This is a genomic window from Siphonobacter sp., assembly GCF_048595215.1.
In the GTDB taxonomy this organism is placed as follows: domain Bacteria; phylum Bacteroidota; class Bacteroidia; order Cytophagales; family Spirosomataceae; genus Siphonobacter.
The window spans coordinates 1-19,199 of sequence record NZ_JBMDWJ010000376.1 but is presented as its reverse complement, the minus strand read 5'-3'; the positions used below and the strand labels follow the sequence as shown (position 1 = coordinate 19,199).

The 19,199-nt window shown below is 46.0% G+C and carries 16 protein-coding genes; 3 read left to right on the top strand and 13 right to left on the bottom strand.

Annotation, left to right across the window (positions count from 1 at the left end):
* Positions 1–14: 14 nt before the first annotated feature.
* Positions 15–1,385, top strand: coding sequence for a serine hydrolase (locus tag ACOJTG_RS23130; protein WP_420155974.1), 1,371 nt, complete (start codon positions 15–17; stop codon positions 1,383–1,385).
* Positions 1,386–1,648: 263 nt separating this feature from the next.
* Here ACOJTG_RS23130 and ACOJTG_RS23125 read toward each other — a convergent pair whose 3' ends face one another.
* The 10 genes from ACOJTG_RS23125 to ACOJTG_RS23080 all read right to left on the bottom strand — a co-directional run bounded on the left by ACOJTG_RS23125 (position 1,649) and on the right by ACOJTG_RS23080 (position 14,117).
* Positions 1,649–2,506: a helix-turn-helix domain-containing protein gene (locus ACOJTG_RS23125; protein ID WP_420155973.1), complete on the bottom strand. Its 858-nt coding sequence runs from the start codon at positions 2,504–2,506 to the stop codon at positions 1,649–1,651.
* A 75-nt stretch (positions 2,507–2,581) separates the two neighbouring features.
* Positions 2,582–3,748: a 4-hydroxybenzoate 3-monooxygenase gene (locus tag ACOJTG_RS23120; protein ID WP_420155972.1), complete on the bottom strand. Its 1,167-nt coding sequence runs from the start codon at positions 3,746–3,748 to the stop codon at positions 2,582–2,584.
* A gap of 649 nt (positions 3,749–4,397) precedes the next feature.
* A complete protein-coding gene (locus tag ACOJTG_RS23115; protein ID WP_420155971.1) occupies positions 4,398–4,856 on the bottom strand; it encodes a hypothetical protein in 459 nt (152 codons plus the stop codon).
* Between the two features lie 282 nt (positions 4,857–5,138).
* The gene (locus tag ACOJTG_RS23110) at positions 5,139–5,498 is read right to left on the bottom strand and encodes a hypothetical protein (RefSeq protein WP_420155970.1); all 360 of its coding nucleotides are present in this window, start codon (positions 5,496–5,498) and stop codon (positions 5,139–5,141) included.
* Complete coding sequence (locus ACOJTG_RS23105; protein ID WP_420155969.1) at positions 5,495–6,382, bottom strand: cation diffusion facilitator family transporter; 888 nt, start codon at positions 6,380–6,382, stop codon at positions 5,495–5,497. The genes ACOJTG_RS23110 and ACOJTG_RS23105 overlap by 4 nt, the downstream gene beginning before the upstream one ends.
* Before the next feature lie 57 nt (positions 6,383–6,439).
* Positions 6,440–7,594, bottom strand: a complete 1,155-nt coding sequence (locus ACOJTG_RS23100) for an efflux RND transporter periplasmic adaptor subunit (RefSeq protein WP_420155968.1) — start codon at positions 7,592–7,594, stop codon at positions 6,440–6,442.
* A gap of 6 nt (positions 7,595–7,600) precedes the next feature.
* Positions 7,601–11,899, bottom strand: coding sequence for a CusA/CzcA family heavy metal efflux RND transporter (locus ACOJTG_RS23095; RefSeq protein WP_420155967.1), 4,299 nt, complete (start codon positions 11,897–11,899; stop codon positions 7,601–7,603).
* Between the two features lie 170 nt (positions 11,900–12,069).
* A complete protein-coding gene (locus tag ACOJTG_RS23090; protein WP_420155966.1) occupies positions 12,070–12,462 on the bottom strand; it encodes a hypothetical protein in 393 nt (130 codons plus the stop codon).
* 98 nt (positions 12,463–12,560) lie between these two features.
* Positions 12,561–12,743: a helix-turn-helix domain-containing protein gene (locus ACOJTG_RS23085; protein ID WP_420155965.1), complete on the bottom strand. Its 183-nt coding sequence runs from the start codon at positions 12,741–12,743 to the stop codon at positions 12,561–12,563.
* A gap of 261 nt (positions 12,744–13,004) precedes the next feature.
* Positions 13,005–14,117 carry an FAD-dependent monooxygenase gene (locus ACOJTG_RS23080; RefSeq protein ID WP_420155964.1) on the bottom strand — a complete coding sequence of 371 codons (1,113 nt, stop codon included), beginning with the start codon at positions 14,115–14,117 and terminating at the stop codon, positions 13,005–13,007.
* A gap of 100 nt (positions 14,118–14,217) precedes the next feature.
* Here ACOJTG_RS23080 and ACOJTG_RS23075 point away from each other — a divergent pair, with 100 nt between their 5' ends.
* Complete coding sequence (locus ACOJTG_RS23075; RefSeq protein ID WP_420155963.1) at positions 14,218–15,192, top strand: helix-turn-helix transcriptional regulator; 975 nt, start codon at positions 14,218–14,220, stop codon at positions 15,190–15,192.
* Positions 15,193–15,535: 343 nt separating this feature from the next.
* On the opposite strand, the gene ACOJTG_RS23070 is transcribed toward ACOJTG_RS23075, so the two are convergent.
* The gene (locus ACOJTG_RS23070; protein WP_420155962.1) at positions 15,536–15,949 is read right to left on the bottom strand and encodes a hypothetical protein; all 414 of its coding nucleotides are present in this window, start codon (positions 15,947–15,949) and stop codon (positions 15,536–15,538) included.
* 330 nt (positions 15,950–16,279) lie between these two features.
* On the opposite strand from ACOJTG_RS23070, the gene ACOJTG_RS23065 reads away from it, so the two are divergent.
* A complete protein-coding gene (locus ACOJTG_RS23065; RefSeq protein ID WP_420155961.1) occupies positions 16,280–17,449 on the top strand; it encodes a serine hydrolase domain-containing protein in 1,170 nt (389 codons plus the stop codon).
* Positions 17,450–18,230: 781 nt separating this feature from the next.
* Here the strand turns inward: ACOJTG_RS23065 and ACOJTG_RS23060 are convergent.
* Positions 18,231–18,734: an SRPBCC family protein gene (locus ACOJTG_RS23060; RefSeq protein WP_420155960.1), complete on the bottom strand. Its 504-nt coding sequence runs from the start codon at positions 18,732–18,734 to the stop codon at positions 18,231–18,233.
* Complete coding sequence (locus ACOJTG_RS23055) at positions 18,724–19,050, bottom strand: ArsR/SmtB family transcription factor (protein WP_420155988.1); 327 nt, start codon at positions 19,048–19,050, stop codon at positions 18,724–18,726. Before ACOJTG_RS23055 ends, ACOJTG_RS23060 begins: the two co-directional genes overlap by 11 nt.
* Positions 19,051–19,199: the final 149 nt, after the last annotated feature.

Below are 19,199 nucleotides of genomic sequence, written 5' to 3'. Positions count from 1 at the left end.
ACTAAACCAGAAAGATGCCATTCAATCGCTGGATTTGTACCTTCCTTTTTCTCTTTCCTATCCTTGACGTTTACGCTCAAAGAACATTTGACAGTAACCTTAGCCTTGAGATTGATTCGCTTTTTTCCCAACGTCTGCCTGACATTGCCCCCGGCGGCGTATTGCTGATCGCTAAGCAGGGAAATATCCTTTATCATAAAGCGTTTGGAAAAGCGGATTTGGAAAAGAATATGCCCATGCAACCCGATATGATCTTTCGGATCGGCTCCATTACCAAACAGTTTACCGCCATTGCCATACTTCAGCTCGCAGAAGCGGGCAAACTCTCCCTTCAGGACTCGATTCAAACTTACATTAAAAACTTCCCCAGCAAAGGGTACACCCTTACCATTGAGCACCTGCTTACGAACACTTCTGGCCTTAAAAACTACTTTGAAATCAATAATCCTACCCAGCAACGACCTACCTATACGCCCGCCCAGGGGGTCGATTACTTTAAAGATGAACCGCTGAGCTTTGTACCCGGAAGCCAGTTTGAATACAGTAATTCCAATTACTATTTATTAGGGTACCTCATTGAAGTCATTACGGGACAACCCTACGAGGAGTACCTTTACGAGCATGTTTTGTCTAAAGCGAACCTTACTCATACCTCATACATTAACCCCAACCGCCCGGTAAGCCCCATGCCTACGGGTTACACCAAAGCAGACGGAAAAACAGAACAAGCTAGCCTACAGGAAGTCTCCACGTTGTATGCCGCCGGAGGGTTACTTTCTTCGGCAACAGATCTACTCACCTGGCATCAGGCTTTGCTGGAAGGAAAACTCATCAGTGATACCTTACTTAAAAAAGCCTGGGCTTCCTTCAAGCTTACCAATGGAACGGACTCTCCGTATGGCTATGGTTGGTATAGGAAAGAACTGGACGGGCAAACTACCATTGAGCACGCCGGCTCCACGGATGGCTTTCAAACCAATGCCGTGTATTTGCCCCAAGCGGATCTTTTCGTAACGACGCTATTTAATGGATATGAGACGGATATGGATTGGACGGTGCTTACTAATGATGTTATCGGTCAAGTATTCGGGCGAAAACCGTATGTGTTGACAATTCCCCAGTTGCAAGCGTACGTAGGAACCTATACGTACAAAAAATCCTATCAGATGGTGATCACCCGGGAAGAAAATAAGTTATACATCCGAGCGACTAATCCCAAATCTCGTTTACCAAAGGTTCAATTGCACCCCAGAAGCGACGGCCTTTTCTTTATTAAGGAAGCTGAATTAAGTTTTAGCTTTGAAAAAGATACCAAGGAGGCCGTTACTTCCATGGCCAGTTACTATCGCAATAAAAAAGATGTAGACTGGAAAAAGGAAAAGTAAAACGTAGCCTTTTGAAGCCTTTTTTATGACATCTTTTATACGACTGTCATGAAAAGTAAACTTTCCTAAACAGTTTGTAAACAAGTCAATTTTAGCCCAGTACTGTGAATAGCTAAACTCTTGTTTTACCGCTGCCCCATTCCTGCTCACCAAATTTATTAAACGAACTTTAACGTTCCATCTATCGGAGTATAATTGTTGCGAAGGTGAAAGCCGGTAAGGTAACCTGAGGCAACTAGTATAGCTATCCGGATCTTAAGGTTTTATATCGACTTGAAACGAACTTTATTTAGGTCGCTCTTTACTTTCTTGAATGTGCTCGGGGCAACGCCGATTATTTTGCTGAATAAACGAGTAAAATACTTTATATCATTGAAACCCAGCTCATCTGCTACTGCGAGTATGGTGTGGTCAGAATAATATAATAAGCGTCGGGCTTCCCGCATTAATTCTTGCTGAATATGGTAAGTGACCGGGAAGCCGGTCACGGATTTGACCGTATCATTCAAGTGGTTGGCTGAAATGAACATTTCAGCCGCATACTGTGAGGTGCTTTTCAGGGTACGGAAGTTGTTTCGAAGCATCTGCCGGAAAATCTTAGTAATCTCAATACTACGGGTAGAATGCGTGCGTAGCCTCGACCTTTCTTGCTGTAAGTAGACGGAAGCGAATAGATAAAGAAGTGAACTGAGCATTCCCTGAATAACTTGCTCTTGAAATAACGGTGCCGGTTCCTTATAGATTGAATAGAGATGGCCTATCAAAGAATAGAAGTGTGCAAATTGCTGTGACGCTACCGGTATCAAAATGATTTCGGCTAGACATTGATCGAGGATGCTTCTCAGATTTACGTCAAGTATGGCAGGATCAAATGCCAGAAACCAACCACGCTCTACCTGGGCGGATACGATATGATGGATCTGACCTGGATAAGAAACAAAAATATGGTGATCGCTCAACTTAACCTTTTCAAAATCGACTTCTAGCTCCATCTGCCCTTTATCGAGTACTATACAGTAATAATAGTCATGCCGGTGTGGTTGCGACATCTCGTACTGGGGATGGTGAAGCTTTGGGGCATCCATTGACTGTATATAGACGCCTGAAAACCAGTCATGCATCTGGTGAACTGGTATTTTTGTTCTTTTAATCATAGGCAGACCAAAGCTCCTAAAAAAACGATGATGTTGGCAGACTTAGTTAGTACCGCCCTGATATTCCATATGCAGACGAGCTGCAGTAGGTGAATGAAACAGATTATCTAAACGAGCACGGGCAACCATCTGACGAAATGCTCCGTACTGCGAAGGATCACCTGCATCATGCATGGTGTCAGCCATCCATAGTGCAAAATCCTGATAATTCCATACATGGGCCAAACAGGTAGTAGAATAATGTTCCAACGCGGTTGTATCGTGGTCCTTAATCGCACTGATTAGGGCATGGGCCAGTATATCCACATCGTAAAGCCCTAGATTCATTCCCTTGGCACTTACCGGAGGAACAAGGTGTGCGGCATCACCGGCCAGGAAAAGATTATTATACTGCATAGGTGAGTAAACGACAGACCGAAAGGGAACAAATTCGATCTGGTGTATGGGAGCGTTTTCAATGGAATCATCCCCTACTCTACGCCTAATTTCATCCCAAATACGCTCATTCGGCCAATCTGCTGCCTGATCACTTAAAGCACATTGCAAATAATACCGACTCCGTTGCGGACCACGCGGAAGTTGAGCGGCAAATCCATGTTCACTGATTGCCATAATGGGATAACCTGTTACTGGGGCTTCAGCCAGAGCGGCTAACCAGGCGTACCCATACTCATAACTATACTTAGTTAATAGTTCTTCAGGAATCGATGATCGGCTGACTCCTCGATCGGCATCACACCCCGCAATATAGTCACAAACAATTTGATGCTGACCACTTTGATCAGTATACGAAACCTGGGGACGTTCCTTTTTTTCGTTCCGAATGGTGACGTCAACGGCCTCAAACCGAACGTCTGCTGCCGTTACATCCACTAGATCTCGTAGTAAATTATTAACCAGCATCTGCTGCGTACAAAACAGACTTTGAGCACCGTCGTCGCCGATGCCGCTAAACACCCGGGGCAAGCCATTGAGGCGATACTCAATAGCGTACGCAGCCGGACCGCTGAGTAATTGGTCCGCTAACCCCCATTCTTCAAACATCCGCACGGCTCGGGAATCAACTACGCCAGCACGTTGCCGCGTCTCAATATAGGCACGATCACGCCTTTCTACTATGACAAAAGGTATTTTGGCCTTCTGTAAAAACGCGGCTAGCGTCAGTCCGCAGACACCAGCTCCGATGATAACGACTTTGGTTTCTTCCATTGTTTTTGTTTGATTTGTTTCCGTAATAGCCTGTAATCAAATGATAGGCAAATGTATCGGACCCGTAAATCAAACTGGATAGCAAAATAAGGTTTTAGGTGGACGATTCGCGGATTTGTCAGTCATCCCATTCTTCATTCGCTAGTACTGGATAGCTAACACTTTTAGGTTATCTATAACGACCCGATTATAGGTAGAGTAGACAATGGAGCCTCAAAAGTATCTAAGAGATAAAAGTCTATCTATTAATTTTATTTGTTTGGTTGTCACCTGATCTAGTAAAAACCTGATCATTGACCTTCGTGGAATCCCAATGGAACCAACTAGGGAGCCAATAGTGTCGTTGACGCCGTAGGCCCCACCCCGGTCACGCCGGGGAGCTTCGTGGCCAGCAAAGAAGGCCCGAGTGCTCAGCTGAATTAGGTGACCTTGCAGGAGAAGAACAAGAAAAGCCTCGAAGTCGAGCACAGCCTGGATGGACGCAGCTGGCGGAAGCTAGGTTCGGTGGCGGCGGTGGGCAACAGCATGACCTAGCCAACGGGTTGAATTACTACTGCCTGCGGATGGTGGACTTCGACGGGCATACTGAGCTATCGCGACCGCAGAGCCTGTCCTTCGAAGTAAGTATTGGGCTTGGTCAGTAAATGAGTTATTCTTTTACGGGAAACATTTGCTCATCCACCTGAGTCCCTTGGCCTGCCACCCGGCACCAGCCCGTAGGCGATTGATGGTATACTTCCAGCCGTCTGACCTTGATAGCTACGTCACGTCCATCGACCAATAGGTTTACAGCGGCCAGAAAATTGACTACGGCGACCTTTCCCTCGTAGATACGAATGATTTCGTGCCCTGGCATGATCCGTACCGATTTAAAAACTACCTTTTCCTTCGCTTGCACGGCCTGCCATTGTTGATGAGAAAAAGAAATATCTCCCTTCGGCCCAACGGCGATAAAATCACTACAGTCTACTACTCCATCCGGTTTTCTCTGATGAAGAAGTTCCCGGATTTGTTGTCTTTCCTTCGGAAAACTTACGGTATCTATCTGAGCAAAGCCAGTTGAACAACCGCCCCATAAAATCCAAAGGATCATTATTATTTTTTTCATAGAAGTCTGGTTTTATGGGTCTGAATATAAGCAATTTAAGTCATGATATATTTAATGAAAACAAATAGACAGGCAACTTACGCTGAAGAATATACCTTTCTATTTGACGAGTCGAGCCAGTACTGGATTATTGAAACCTCAGCTACGCTCAACGAGTCTACTCTAACAAAGCCTAAGCTCTGATGAGATGATTCAACTCCTTATCCAAAGACAAGTCCGATGGCCTCTTCCTAACCAAGATAAACCCATACGACTCGCTTTAAAGGCTACCACTTTCTGGAATTACTGTTTGATATAGTTGATCATCAATCCAGCTGGCTCGGCTTGAAGAACCTGCCGCTTCAAATGATCGTCATAGTAGACGCGTAACGAATCATTGCCCTGCCAGCTCAAGTGAATTAAGCGGCTACTCAATCGAAGTCGGTGGTAATTCGCATCAAAAACGGCTAAATCCATTGCTCTACTTTTTGTGGAAGGGTATAGACGCAGACGAAACTGCTCGGATGAAGTCATCCAGTCTTTTTCCAGATACACTTCTACCTTTCTGGTATGACCTGGATTCCAATCTTCGATCAGCAAAGAATTCGGACTCATTTGGCAGGCCGAAGCCATGCAAGTGAGCATCCACCCCATTTTTTTCATGAGCTGGGTTCAATATGAATGAGTACATCGTAAACAGCGGGTTTCTGAGCCCTGATAGCTTCTTTGACCCGGTGAGCAATGGCGTGGCCTTCCCGGACGGTCAAATTGCCGTCTACTTCCACGTGTAAATCCACGAAATATTCAAACCCCGTCTTCCGTACCAGGCATTTTTCAACGCCTTCGACTTGAGGAACGCTCAAAGCAATGGCTTCAATTTCGGTTTTCCAGGCTCCGGCGGGGGATTCATCCATGATTTCGCCGAACGAAGGCCGGAAGATATGGTAGGCATTAAAGACAATGACCAGCGAGGCCAGCAGGGCCGCCCAGTCATCGGCCGATTCGTAACCCGGACCGCCCATTAGAGCAATACTAATGCCTACAAAAGCCGTCAGCGAAGTAATGGCATCACTCCGCTGGTGCCAAGCATCGGCTTTAACCGCACTACTATCCACCTCCGATCCGACCTGATTCATTTTACGAAACAAGACTTCTTTAACCAGGACAATGCCCGCCAAAACAAGTAGCGTAAAGGCTTTAGGTGTTTCGTGCGGCGTTCGAATGTTATGGACGCTTTCCACGGCGATCAGGATGGCAGCAGCTACCAAAGCCAATGACACCAGTAGGGCCGCCAGCGGTTCGGCTTTACCATGCCCATAGGGATGGTTTTCATCGGGCCTTCGCGAGGCTACCCTGAGACCCAGCCAAACGAATGTAGAAGTGACGATATCGGTGGCTGATTCTAGAGCATCGGCAATGAGTGCGTAGGAGTTTCCCAGCCAGCCAGCTGTTGCTTTCACAATCACTAGTACTACGTTGACCGCAATACCGATTAGCGTGGTTTGTTGTCCCCGCTGAGCACCGGTCTGTGCTATTGGTTTTTCCATAGGTATAGTTGTAAAGGGCCCAGCCTTTCAAAAGTTTAAAAGCCAGGCCCTAAGAGGTTAGCCTTCTGCTTTAGCCAGTTCTGCACTAATAAAATAGCTCCCTTTTTGAACAATTTCTGCTGAATAGGGAGAGGCCTGGTCAAGGGTAATTTGCGTATAGCCTTTCTCTACTGTTCCGGTTTGCACGGGTACTTTTTTAAATACCCATTGTCCAGGATCTTTTTTAACGACAACATAAACGTAATTTCGGTTACCATCTCGCACTAGAGCATCGCTGGGAACCGCTGTAACCAAGTGCTCGCTGGTCACAATGCGAGCCCGCACGTACGAACCGGGCACGAGTGATTCGTACCCTTCGGATAAATGCCCATGTACCTGAACCGTTTTGGTTTGCCCATCGAACGTTTTAGCCACCAGCTCCACCCGGGCCGTTTGCTCGCCCGAGTTCATCTGCGGCAGAGTAAAGCGGATGAGTTGCCCTTCTTTGACTTTGTTAATGTCTTTTTCAAAAACCTGAAGTTCTACGTGCAGGTGCTGTTTGTTGACAATTTCCATCAGGGATTCATTAGCGTTGACGTGCTTGCCAATATTCACTTGTAAACTTCTCACATAACCACTGAAGGGAGCCCGCAGTTGGATACTGCTCAAAATCGAGCCCTGACGTATGGTCTTGGGGTTAAGCCCCAGCAACCGCAGTTGGGCTTCCAAAGAAGCGACCAGTGCCTTGGTGGACGTATATTCTGATTCAGACTGTTCGAGTTTCCGGCGGGCTCCCACGTTTTCTTTGGCGAGTTCGGCCTGCCGATCGAATTCCTGCTCCAGGAAGTTCACCCGACTCAGAGCCTGTAAATACTCCTGCTGGAGCTTGATATAATCGGGATGCTCCAAAGTAAGTACCACCTGTCCTTTTTCGACATAGCTCCCCTGCAACAGATTCATCTGTTTGACAAAGCCGCCCAAGGGGGCACTAATGGTAGCCACGTATTGCGGTGGAGCTTCTACCGTACCATTGGCCTGAATCATTTCCGAAAGGCTGATCTGCTGGGCAGGACCTGCCTGAATGCCGGCCTGCTTTACCAGAGATATGGGTAATGCAATTTCCAGTTTAGGGGCTGCGGTAGCAACCGCTTGCGTTGGGGTCTGTTGCTGAGTGGATTCGGACTGGCACGCCACCAGGGTCATCACCCAGCCCATTAGAAGTATTTTTTTCATATGCGTTTAGTCTATGGGAAGTACTAGAGATTCCAGTTCAATGACGGCCTGGTTATAAGCCCAGACCTGATCCAGGTATTGTTCTTTGAGCTGCCAGGCCTGTAGGCTGGCTTGTACAAATTCCACGTACTCGATTTCACCCGCCAGATAGCTCTTTTGGGCGTTGCTGAGAATAAATTCCGCCTGAGGGAGTGCCGTCTGCAGGTAATAATCCAGATTCTGGGCCGTTCGGGCGACTTCCTGCTGGTGGATGGCAGCGAGTCCCTGAAAGCGACTGAGCTGGTAGTCATACTCAATCTGCGTAGCCTGGGCACTAAGCCGGGCCGCTTCGGTCCGACTTCTATACCAGCCCGCCACCAGCGGAATCGATACTCCTAGCTGTACCGCCTGAAAACCTCCGCTTCCTTCAAAGGATTGATTTAAATAGCCGAGTCGCAGCTCGGGCAAAGCTCGTTTCTTTTCAACCTGCACGCGTTGCTCTTCTGCCTGCCGCTGGCTTGCTAAAAGCTGAAGCTCAGGGTTAAGATCCGGAGTGAGCGATGCGGACAATCGGGAAGAAATACGAATCGCCTGCGTGGTATCAATCCCTACACCTTCGGGCTGCCCCAACCAAATCCCTAGGGATTGCCGGGCCATACTGATCTGGGTTTTTACAGAGCGGATTTGGGTTTGAATATCCCGCTGGCGGGCCTGAGCCGTTACCTGCTCGAGGCGATTACTCTCGCCCGTTCGGAACCGGACCCCTGCCGCATAAGCTGCTTTAGTGAAAACGGAATCCTGCTGTTGCAAAACGCTCAACCGGGCGTGCAGCAACAGCAGGTCATAATACGCCCTTTTTACCTCGCGAATCAGTTCTTTCCGGGTGATCCGGTAGTTCTGCCGGGCAATGTCTACCTGCCTTTCCTGCCAACGACGTTGGGCCTGATAGAAGGCCGGCAAGGCAATGTTCTGCACGGCATTAAAGGTGTAATCCGGGTGAACGCCCTGGATTTGTCCCCGCTGGAAATCAAGCGTAGTTTTAGGGACGTCAAAGGCGGAGCGGCGTAACTTTTCCTGAACCTGCACGGAAACGTCAGCTGACTTTAGATGCTGATTACGGTCCAATGCTTGGGCAAGGGCCTGTTCCAGCGTCAATGCCTGAGCGGATGTAGGCAGATTACCCAGGATAAGTAATCCCAGCATTAGTCCAGTAACGAACGTCTTCCGGCTGACTTTCCAGGGTTCATCCAGATAGCTGTATAGGATAGGCAGAATAATGAGCGTCAACAAGGTGGCCGAAACCAGGCCACCGATGACTACGGTGGCCAGCGGACGTTGTACTTCCGCCCCGGCAGTCGTGGAAAGAGCCATGGGCAAAAAGCCCAGTGAAGCTACTGCCGCCGTCATCACGACGGGTCTGAAGCGTACAGAAGTGCCCCGTAACACCCGCCGCCAGAGGTTGGTCGAGCCTTCTGCTTTCAACTCGTTGAAGTAGCTGATGAGTACAATTCCGTTTAAGACGGCAATCCCGAACAGGGCAATGAAACCTACACCCGCGGAAATACTAAAAGGGAGACCTCGCAGTTCAAGTGCCCAGATGCCCCCAATGGCCGAAAGCGGAATGGCCGAATAGATCATCAGGGCCTGTTTAATGGAATCGAAGGTGAAAAACAGTAACACAAAAATCAACAGTAGCGAAACCGGCACGGCTACCAGCAGGCGGGACTTCGCTTTGACCAGATTCTCAAACTGTCCGCCGTAGGTGATCGAGTAATTGGGCGGAAGTTTTACTTTTTCAGCGAGTACCTGTTGAATCTCGCCTACAAGCCCTTCGACATCACGACCTCTGACGTTTACACCAATCGTAATTCGTCGCCGGGCATTATCCCGCGAGATCTGCATGGGAGCGTTGCTGTAGCGAATACTGGCCAGCTCTTCCAAAGGGACTTGATTGCCATTGGGCAGGTCCACGTACATCTGCCGGATGTCGGATATATCCTGGCGATGCGTACTATCCAGACGCACGACCAGATCAAAGCGTTTTTCCCCCTCAAATACGACTCCGGTGGCCTCTCCGGCAAAAGCCGTTTTCAGGATTTGATTGAGGGCTGATACATTCATGCCGTACTCGGCCAGCCGGGCCCGGTTGTAAGACACCAGCATCTGGGGAAGACCCACAATCTGCTCGACTTTCAAGTCCGCTACACCCCGAACCTTGCTCATGACGCCAGCCATTTGATTAGCCCGGCTAAAGAGGGTATCCAGGTCCTCTCCGTATACTTTAACGGCTACGTCGGATTTTACCCCGGTCATGAGTTCATTAAACCGAAGCTGAATGGGCTGGGTAAATTCGAGGTTCACACCGGGAAGGGTACGAAGGGCCGCTTCCATTTTTTCCACCAGGTCAGCTTTACTCGTCGTCGTCACCCATTCCTTGGGTTCTTTCAACCGTACGATAATATCGCCGGCTTCAATCGGCATGGGATCCGTAGGAATTTCAGCCGTACCAATTTTTGAGACCACTTCGGCGATTTCCGGAAAAGACGTTTTTAAAATCCGCTCGATTTTTGTGCTGGTCTCGATGGTCTGACTCAGCGAAGAACCCGGTTTGAGCGTAAGGCTGATGGCCAGATCACCTTCATCCAGATTCGGAATAAACTCGCCGCCCATGCGAGTAAAAACCCATACACTCACGCTCAGTAGTACCAATGATCCGCCCAGAACGGCCGCCCGCCAGCGAAGGGCCTGGCGAATGAGCGGATCATAAATCCGGTGCAATCCATGCATGATTTTCTCAGAAAGAACACTTTCCTGGGTATCTGGCTTCAAAAAGGCCGCTGCCATCATGGGTACATAGGTGATACAGAGAAGCATGGCCCCCAGCAGAGCAAAACCTACGGTTAAAGCCATGGGCCGAAACATTTTGCCCTCAATGCCCGTCAGGGATAAAATGGGAAAATAGACGATCAGGATGATTAGCTGGCCAAACAGGGCCGACTGCATCATACGCTGAGCGGATTTGCGGGCCACCTCGTCCATACTTTCCTCAAGGAGCCCTTTCTGCTGCACTAGATAGAAAATCATCCCTTCAATGATAATCACGGCTCCGTCGACGAGCAGGCCAAAGTCAATGGCTCCTAAACTCATCAGATTAGCCGAAACCCCAAACGTATGCATCAACCCCAGGGCAAAGAGCATGCACAGCGGAATGACGGAAGCCACAATCAATCCCGCCCGCAGATTGCCTAACAATATCAGTAGCACGATAATCACAATCACCCCGCCTTCGATGAGGTTCTTAGCAACGGTATGAATGGCTTTGTCGATCAGTACCGTACGGTCCAGGAAAGGTTCAATTACCAGACCTTTGGGAAGCGTCGAGCGGATCTCGTCCATCCGCTGTTTGACGCCCTTGATGGTCTTCTCCGAACTGGCTCCTTTGAGCATAAGTACCGTACCTCCCACGACTTCCCCTTCCCCGTTTCGAGTCAGTGCTCCGTACCTTACGGCATGTCCTATACGTACATCCGCTACGTCTTTTACCAGCAAGGGAGTTTGATTGATGGTTTTAACAACGATCTGACCAATTTCTTCTGCGTTATGCACCATACCTTCCCCGCGAATAAAGAAGGCTTCGGGACCTTTTTCGATGTAACTACCTCCCGTATTGGCATTATTGGTAGCCAAAGCCGTAAACAGCTCGGCAATCGTCACGTTGAGTCCCCGCAGTTTTTCGGGGTTTACACTAACTTCATACTGCTTGAGATACCCACCCATACTGCTTACGTCCACTACGCCAGATACGCCCGCCAGCTGGCGTTTGATGGCCCAGTCCTGAATCGTTCGTAGTTCGGTCGCATCGTATTGATCCTGGTATCCAGGAGCCGCCCGCAGCACATACTGATAGATTTCGCCCAAACCCGTGGTGATGGGAGCCATCTGGGGAGCCGCCTCTGTCGCCATGAGGTCCCGCTCGGATTCTTTAATTTTTTCACTGACTAGTTGCCGGGCTAAGTAGGTATCTACGGCATCGCTAAAGACGACGGTAATGACCGACAGTCCAAAGCGGGAAACCGAGCGAATCTCAGTAACCCCCGGAATATTGCGTAGGCTGGTTTCCAGGGGGAACGTGATGAATTGTTCCATTTCCTGAGCCGCCAGCGAAGACGACTGGGTAACGACCTGTACCTGATTATTGGTAATGTCGGGATTGGCGTCAATGGGCAATTGCATGAATGCATAGCCGCCCCAGGCCATCAGGGCCAAAACGCCAAGGGCCACGACGAGTTTGTTTCGGATACTAAATCCGATTAACGCGTGAAGCATACGTACCTTGGTTAATTCCACAAATGAATGAAGGATCAGCCCCGCCTTTACAAAAGCGAGCTTAGCTTAACGCTTGGAGCCTAAAAGGGAGCTGATACAAACGGCAGAACACACCTAGTTGAGCTCACCTGGTAATGAGTAGTTCGGTAGAATCAGCCGTAAGAATGGAATTAACCTAGCTGGGGAGGCCGGAGTAGGGAACCGTACGTCTGATAGGCGTACGCATTTAAATACTGAAACTGGTGGTTGCACGAGAAAAAGGTAACTACCAGTTTTTCAAGACTCGCCTTGAATTCGCTAATCACAAACAAAAACCCAGCGGATAAATGATTGTAGAAGGGAATTTTCGTGTGAGGATGCGGCGTCTTGGCGTGTTCAGAACTTGGACTATAGTGCATTTGAAGAAAGCCCCAAAAGCTCAGATCCGGTTGCAACTTCGCCCGATGCTCCTGAAAATGCGTGAGTAAGCCCGGAATTTTATACACCTCCTCAATGTCAGTTTGCGGAAACAAACTGCCCGTAAACATCAGTATGCTTAGGAAAAGGGCGGTGATTTTTCTCATGGCTGGCAAAGGTAAGCGGAAATTCAGGGACTCGAAGATTAAAATACAAATCCATTTTCCCGGCAGAACCGAGTAAACTCCGTTCTGGTACTTACCTACTACACGAAGTCTAGAATCAAGTGATCATCGATACTGAGCTTTTGATGGACGCCTTTCAAGAACGTAACATCGGGTTCTCGTTTGCCGCTTAAGGTATGGGAAACCTTGGCGGCTCCCATACCCAATAGTTCAGCTAGCTTCTTCTCACTCATTCCCTGCTGCTGAATCTTTTGCGGCACCACGGCCGGAACGCTTACGAGTAAAGACCTGAAATTTTAAATCGTTCCACACTTAATCGCCCTCTTTATCTATATTCTGCAACAATTCTTCAAAATTGGTATATTCAATCAACTGCATTACAAAACCCTTCTCTAATCAGTCTAGCGTATCATTTACTCTAATTACTGCTGAACTTTTCAAAAAGACTTCGATCATACATGCTAATAACCTCAGGGTACTAAGATTACCTGAATATCTAGAAGCTAATGAACTTACAGGTATGCTCATGGATTGGGATTACTCAAAGCTTGGTAAGAGGCCTGTAACTGTTCTTCGGTCTCAGGCAATTGAACTTTTAATCCAAAGCTTACGCGAGCTTGTACCTGTTCGACAAAAGGCTTAAAGAGTTGATTGTATGCTGAAAAAGCAATTCGATAATCTTCATTCGCGTGGAGCTGTTTAGCTAACAGGGTTGCCCCTTGTATCGCTAAACTCGTACCCATGCCGGTAAAGAAGCTTGGGGCGTAGGCGGCATCACCTACCAGAGCTACTCGCCCGGCCGTCCAATCCGGCATATGGATTTGACAGGCTTCATCAAAATATAATTCATCCGCCTTAAGCATTGCATCTAGAATTTCCGGAAGTTTCCAATTCGTATTCGTACCGAAATGTTCTCTTAAAATCTGCTTCGATTGATGGTGATCGCGGTAGTTCCAATCCAATTGAGGCGATCGAAATAAAAGGATAGCATTGGCCCCATTTTTAAATTGATACACTACGGCCTGTTTCCCTACTTCACGATACACAATACCCGTAGACGTTGGTCTACCTGTTTTGATCTGATCTGCTTTAGCAAAGGCAAAATAAACCCCAAGAAACTTTTTGAATTGAACTTCGGGTCCGAAAGCAAATTTCCGAACGCTGGAGTGGGTGCCATCGGCTCCAAAAACAAAATCATACGACTTGGTTTGCCCTTTTTCAAAAGTTACCTCTACCCGATCTTCCTGCTGAGTCAATGAAGAGATGCTCGTACCAAAAATTAGTTCAATCTCCTCTTTTGCAATCGCTTCGTAGATAATTTTTAACAAATCCCCCCGGTGTATTTCTATGTCACCTAAATACTGCGGCAGTGTATTGATAGCAAAGGTAGCGATGGTTTGATCCTGGGCATTCACGACCTCATCAGTATGAACAAATTCATTCGCTTTGATCTGATCCAATATACCCATATCGCTGACTATGTTCAATGCTTCACCACGCACATCAATAGGTGAGCCGTTGGTTCTAAGATCCTTACCCAATTCCACGACAGTAACGCCATAACCAAATTTATTCAGCCAGTAGGCCAATGTTAATCCAGCAAAGCTGGCACCCGATATGAGCACTTGTTTTTTCATCACTACGATTTTTTTACGGTAACAGATTTGATTACACCGCAAAAGTATCGGTAGCTTTACGAGCAAAATATTCGAAAAACAACTAATTTTAATCGTAAAAATGAAAAACACTAGTAGCCAATATTTTGACGGTAGTGTTGAGCAGTTCACAAATAAGGTGGGTGTTACCTTTGAAGAGTTCTTGCACTATTTTCAGATTAACTTCTTCAAAGGATTTATCTTTTTGCCAGACATGGCCATGCACTTCGGCTCATTTGTCACCAATGAGGACTTTACCCGCGTAACGGGCACCTCTGATATTAAAGACGGTATTGGTTTTGTCTTTTATAACATCTTTGAAGATAAGGCACCAGATGGAACCGACACTGAACCCCTAGAACCGCCTTATGTGCGTATTTTCCCATATTCGATCAGGCAAACGTTGCATTTCAAAAAAGGGACTCGCGTCACCCATGTTTCCATCAGTATTAGTGCCGAATATCTAAAGGACCTTTTAAGGGAGGATGCTGAACATTTCGAGTATCTTTTTGATAGTACTACTAATTTTTGGATAGAGGAATTGATGACCGATGACATTTTACGTACCGTAAATGACATCGTCAGAAAGGAAGAGCCCCTCACTATGAAAGGTTTTTATTACAAACTGAAGGCAATGGAATTGCTTTTCTATCTGTTTGAAAGTTTAAAGAAGCGTGAAAGCTCTGCTGGTTTGAAGCTGAGTGGAAAAGAAGTTCAGGCTATCTACCGAGTTAGGGACAAAATTGTGTCCTCATTAGACCAGCCTAGTACCATCGCTACCTTGAAAGAAATTGCTGGTATGAATGAATTAAAACTCCGTAAAGTTTTCACGCAGGTATTTGGTATGGGGATTTATGATTACTATCAGCATCTGCGTATGAAAGAAGCCGCACGGCTTTTACGCGAAGAAAATATATCGGTATCGGAAGCTGGATTTCAAATGGGCTTTGAGAACTTAGGTCATTTCACGAAAGTATTTGAAAAACACATCGGTAAGAAGCCCAAAAAATACGTTCAAAGTTTAAATCTAACCAACCTGCGAAGGCATTCGAAGTAACGGTCAGACCCTTTAATCGATTAGTACTAGACAAACTTTACTAGGTCTGATCCCAAAAATATTTCTATTATAGAATAATAGCGGTAATTCACGGCTATAGGGAAGGTAAACGGGGTATTGCCAGTGCAGATGGGTACTGCCCGGCGGGGAGCGTGAGTTGGCGTCTGATAGCCCTCTGGATTGGCATGCCAATCTATAAAAGAAATAGATCTGCCTTCTTAATTCTTCAAACAGCAGAAAGCTGCTCTTGGTATGTTTTGACTGTACACGTTATAACCTGACGAATCGAGAAGCAGGATTTCAATCTCACGTGTATCAATCAGTTGTAAAAGGTCATGAAGAATTAAAATGATAGTTTGTAACCGATATGGGCTAATAGAAGATGCAAGATGAATAGTAAGAAGGCAATAAGAGTATATATATTTCTATTCGAGAATACCCCTCTCAGGAGCATTATAAAAATCAATCCGTAAGCGACAAGATTAATAGTAGAATCCCTGCTGTAAGCTTCAGCAGATTCATAACTAGGCCAACCTGATTCCATGACAAGTTCTGAGCCCAAAGGGTACGCGGCAATATCTTTCTTGATAGCAACTTGGTAGTAGTCAAATAAAAATAGAAGCAACACTATCAGAAGAAAACTTGCTACTACAAGCTCAACAATCTTCAAGGGAGTAATGATTACTGACTTTTGTTGCATAATTGTCTGTGCGTTAAGCAAAGAGCCACTGCTCGCTTCTGCCTGATGGGTTATCATGCGGTAACGAAAAATAAATTCCCAATCATCTTATAATCCAAGCTTATTAAAGTTCTGCCTATTCAACTACTTAGTGATAGACCAAGCAGGTAGTTACCATGGTTTTAACGATCCTGATACGTTCAACATCTACTTATGGAGTGTAGTTACCCCCTTCCGCACCCAAATGAGTGATACGGGTCAACGCAGAAAGTCAGTTCAAACTAAGAATTGATTTGAAATTTTCTTTAAAATATGTGTCCAGATGAGGCATCCGAATTATTTTAGATTATTTAGTAAACGATCTACAGTCTTGATCCATTGATAGCACTCCCTCTTCCTTACAAGTATATGAGTAAAAACGTATTCTTTTCTCTGATAATTTTTTCCCTGACTTTTTGTAGTACAGTTTTAACCAATCCGTCAATAAGCCTTTCTGTTAATGATAAAGGAAAGTTTGGCATAGCTACCCAAGTGAGTGAGCCGGATAATCAAGACGTAATCACTCAGATCATCCAGACCGAACTGGCTGTTCTGCTTACTGACAAAAAATTCTCGGCGGTATCGAGTGCGGTCTATATCAACAACAAAGTCATTCAAGTTCATATGGGAAAGTTGGATGATGGCAAAAAACCTGACGGCAAAACACTCTATGAAATCGGTTCAATCACAAAAACGTACACCGGCTTATTGCTTTCTCAGGCCGTTTATGATCATAAACTCAGTCTTGACGAGGATATACGAAAGTTTTTAGATGGACCATGGCCTAACCTTGTGTTAGACAACAATCGCCCGATTACGCTTCGCCATCTGATTACTCATACATCCGGTTTACCAATGAATATTAATTGTAACAGTACAGCCATGACCATTCATCAGCAGGTAAGCTGTTTCAGTTCCTTAACCAAGAAAGACTTTTTTGACCGTTTAGCCACGGTAACACTGAAAAACACTACAGGAAAAGATTACCAATATTCCAATGCAGGTGTTCAGTTAGTGGGTTATATTTTAGAAAAAGTCTATAATCGATCGTTTGAGGCATTAATAAAGAAATACGTCTTTTCCCGCTCCCGGGAGCAACATACCTTTACTAACGTTCCTATCAATGGGACGGCTCGAGTAGCTGTTGGGAAAGACAGCTTAGGACATACGATGCCTTTGGAAAATGGTAGTTACCTATATGCAGGTGGATTGAAAGCATCCACTAGTTCGATGGCGATGTATATGAAAATGTATCTGACCAATCCTGATCCGGTCATTCGCCAGACACAACGACTATTAGCAGGTAACAAGCAATATGGTAGAGCTTATGCTTGGAATACATTCGACTACAATACCGAGAGCCGAATGCTTTACCATAACGGAGGAACTTTTGGCACTTCTTCTTGGCTGGCTATCTATCCTAAAAAGCAATGCGGAGTTTTTTTGATTACCAATACCATGACTAATGACTCACAACGCCGCTTGAATGAAATATCGAATCGGATCATTGATAAATTAAAAAGTGCTCATCTTCTATGAGGATTGGGCAAATAAGGTCACCGCTTAACCTATGAATGCTTGTACAACACTATGTATGCAGAATGCCTTCGAGTCGTCAGCTGGTGACTTGTAGAAAGGGCGTTTTTTGCAGACGGCGATCTAGGTTATCTCTCCGATCAACCAATTCGCCAATTTTAGTTGTCAGTAGACTAGCAGTGGCGAGGCCAGCGTGTAAAACTCCAACCAGTGTAAGATCGCTTTTGATCTGGTGTTGATTTGGGAGATTTGCTTGTAAAAAGCTTGGCGAGAATACGTACTATAAAGATCTGGACGAACTTCTTCCAGATACGTAAGCAGACTATCCAAATCCTGCTGAAGTTGTTGGGGAGTGAACGTCGTGAGCTGCTGAGCCTGTAGAGTTAAGCCGTAGCAAGCGAATAACAGGAAAAGTTTTTCATTGGGTCAGTGACCTTTAGACTGTCAGGAATGACAGGAGGAGGCAGAGCTAAGCACTAGCGTTGCACAGGTAACAAGCAAGCTAAAGCAAATTCAGTACGTTCAATCTTTACCGCTTTACTCCCACTGGACTGCAAAGCTTCCAACGAGTATTCGTCCGCAGGAAACTTTGCAGTTCAAACGTAGTACACAACAATCCGTTCGCCATTGTGTTACTTTCCAGTTGTTTGCACTCGTAATCAACGATTTACGACTTAGTCCTAGTAGAGGTATTGGCAGCTATCTACTTCACAAACCTATTAATACTCCTTTCAATCTATAAACCATCCAGTCCTAACTTCGCTAAGCCGATATTAACCATGCTTTACTTTCGTTGCGATAAACTTGCCAATAACTCTTCCAGGTTTTTCATGTTCATGGCCGTTCCTTCCTTAAAGCCCATTTCAATCATCTTCTCCATACGTTCCAGGGATTCATTATAAATCGTAATACTGACTTTTGTTCTTCCGTTGTGTTCGCTGAAGTTAAAATCCCAGTCAGAACCGGGCAACTCAGGATTTTCATCTTTGTCGGCAAAAGCATTGAACATTTTGAAGTTCGTTTTAGGACTAATGGATGTATACCTTTGGATGGACCAATGCTCCTGTCCTTCAGGACTTACCATGGCATAAAACCGTCGTCCGCCTACTTCAAAATTCATAAACTTTGTTTTGGAGGTCCAGGGCCTAGGTGCCCACCATTGGTCAAGAATTTCCGGTTTAGTATAGGCATCCCATACCAGCGAAAGCTCGGCATCAAACTCTCGGGTAACCTTCACTGTTTTAGCCGTTTTGTCGACGGTAAAATCAAATAGCAAGTCAGTTTTCATTTTGCTGTTTTTTAAGCGTTGATAATACCTGGTCGAGTTGATCAAAACGAGTCTCCCAAATCTTTCTAAACGGGTTCAACCACTGATCAATCTCTTTCATTTTTTCAATTTCAAGAGAATAGTAAATCTCCCTACCCTGCTGTTGCGGTTTCACCAGTTCACATTCGGTGAGTACGCGTAGATGTTTGGAAACAGATTGTCGGGTGGTATTGAAGTTGTCAGCGATGGCGTTCGGTGTCATGGCCTGTAAGGCAATCAAGGCAAGAATGGCCCGTCTAGTTGGGTCAGCTATTGCCTGGAAAATATCTCGTCTCATCATATGTATTTTTCATTTTGCGAAACCGAATGGTTGCAAATATATTTGCACCCATTCGGTTTCGCTAAATTTATGGATTAAAATAACTCAATTGGAAGGATCAATTTGAAGGATGCTTATCAAATACAATAGCTACAAAACTTATGATG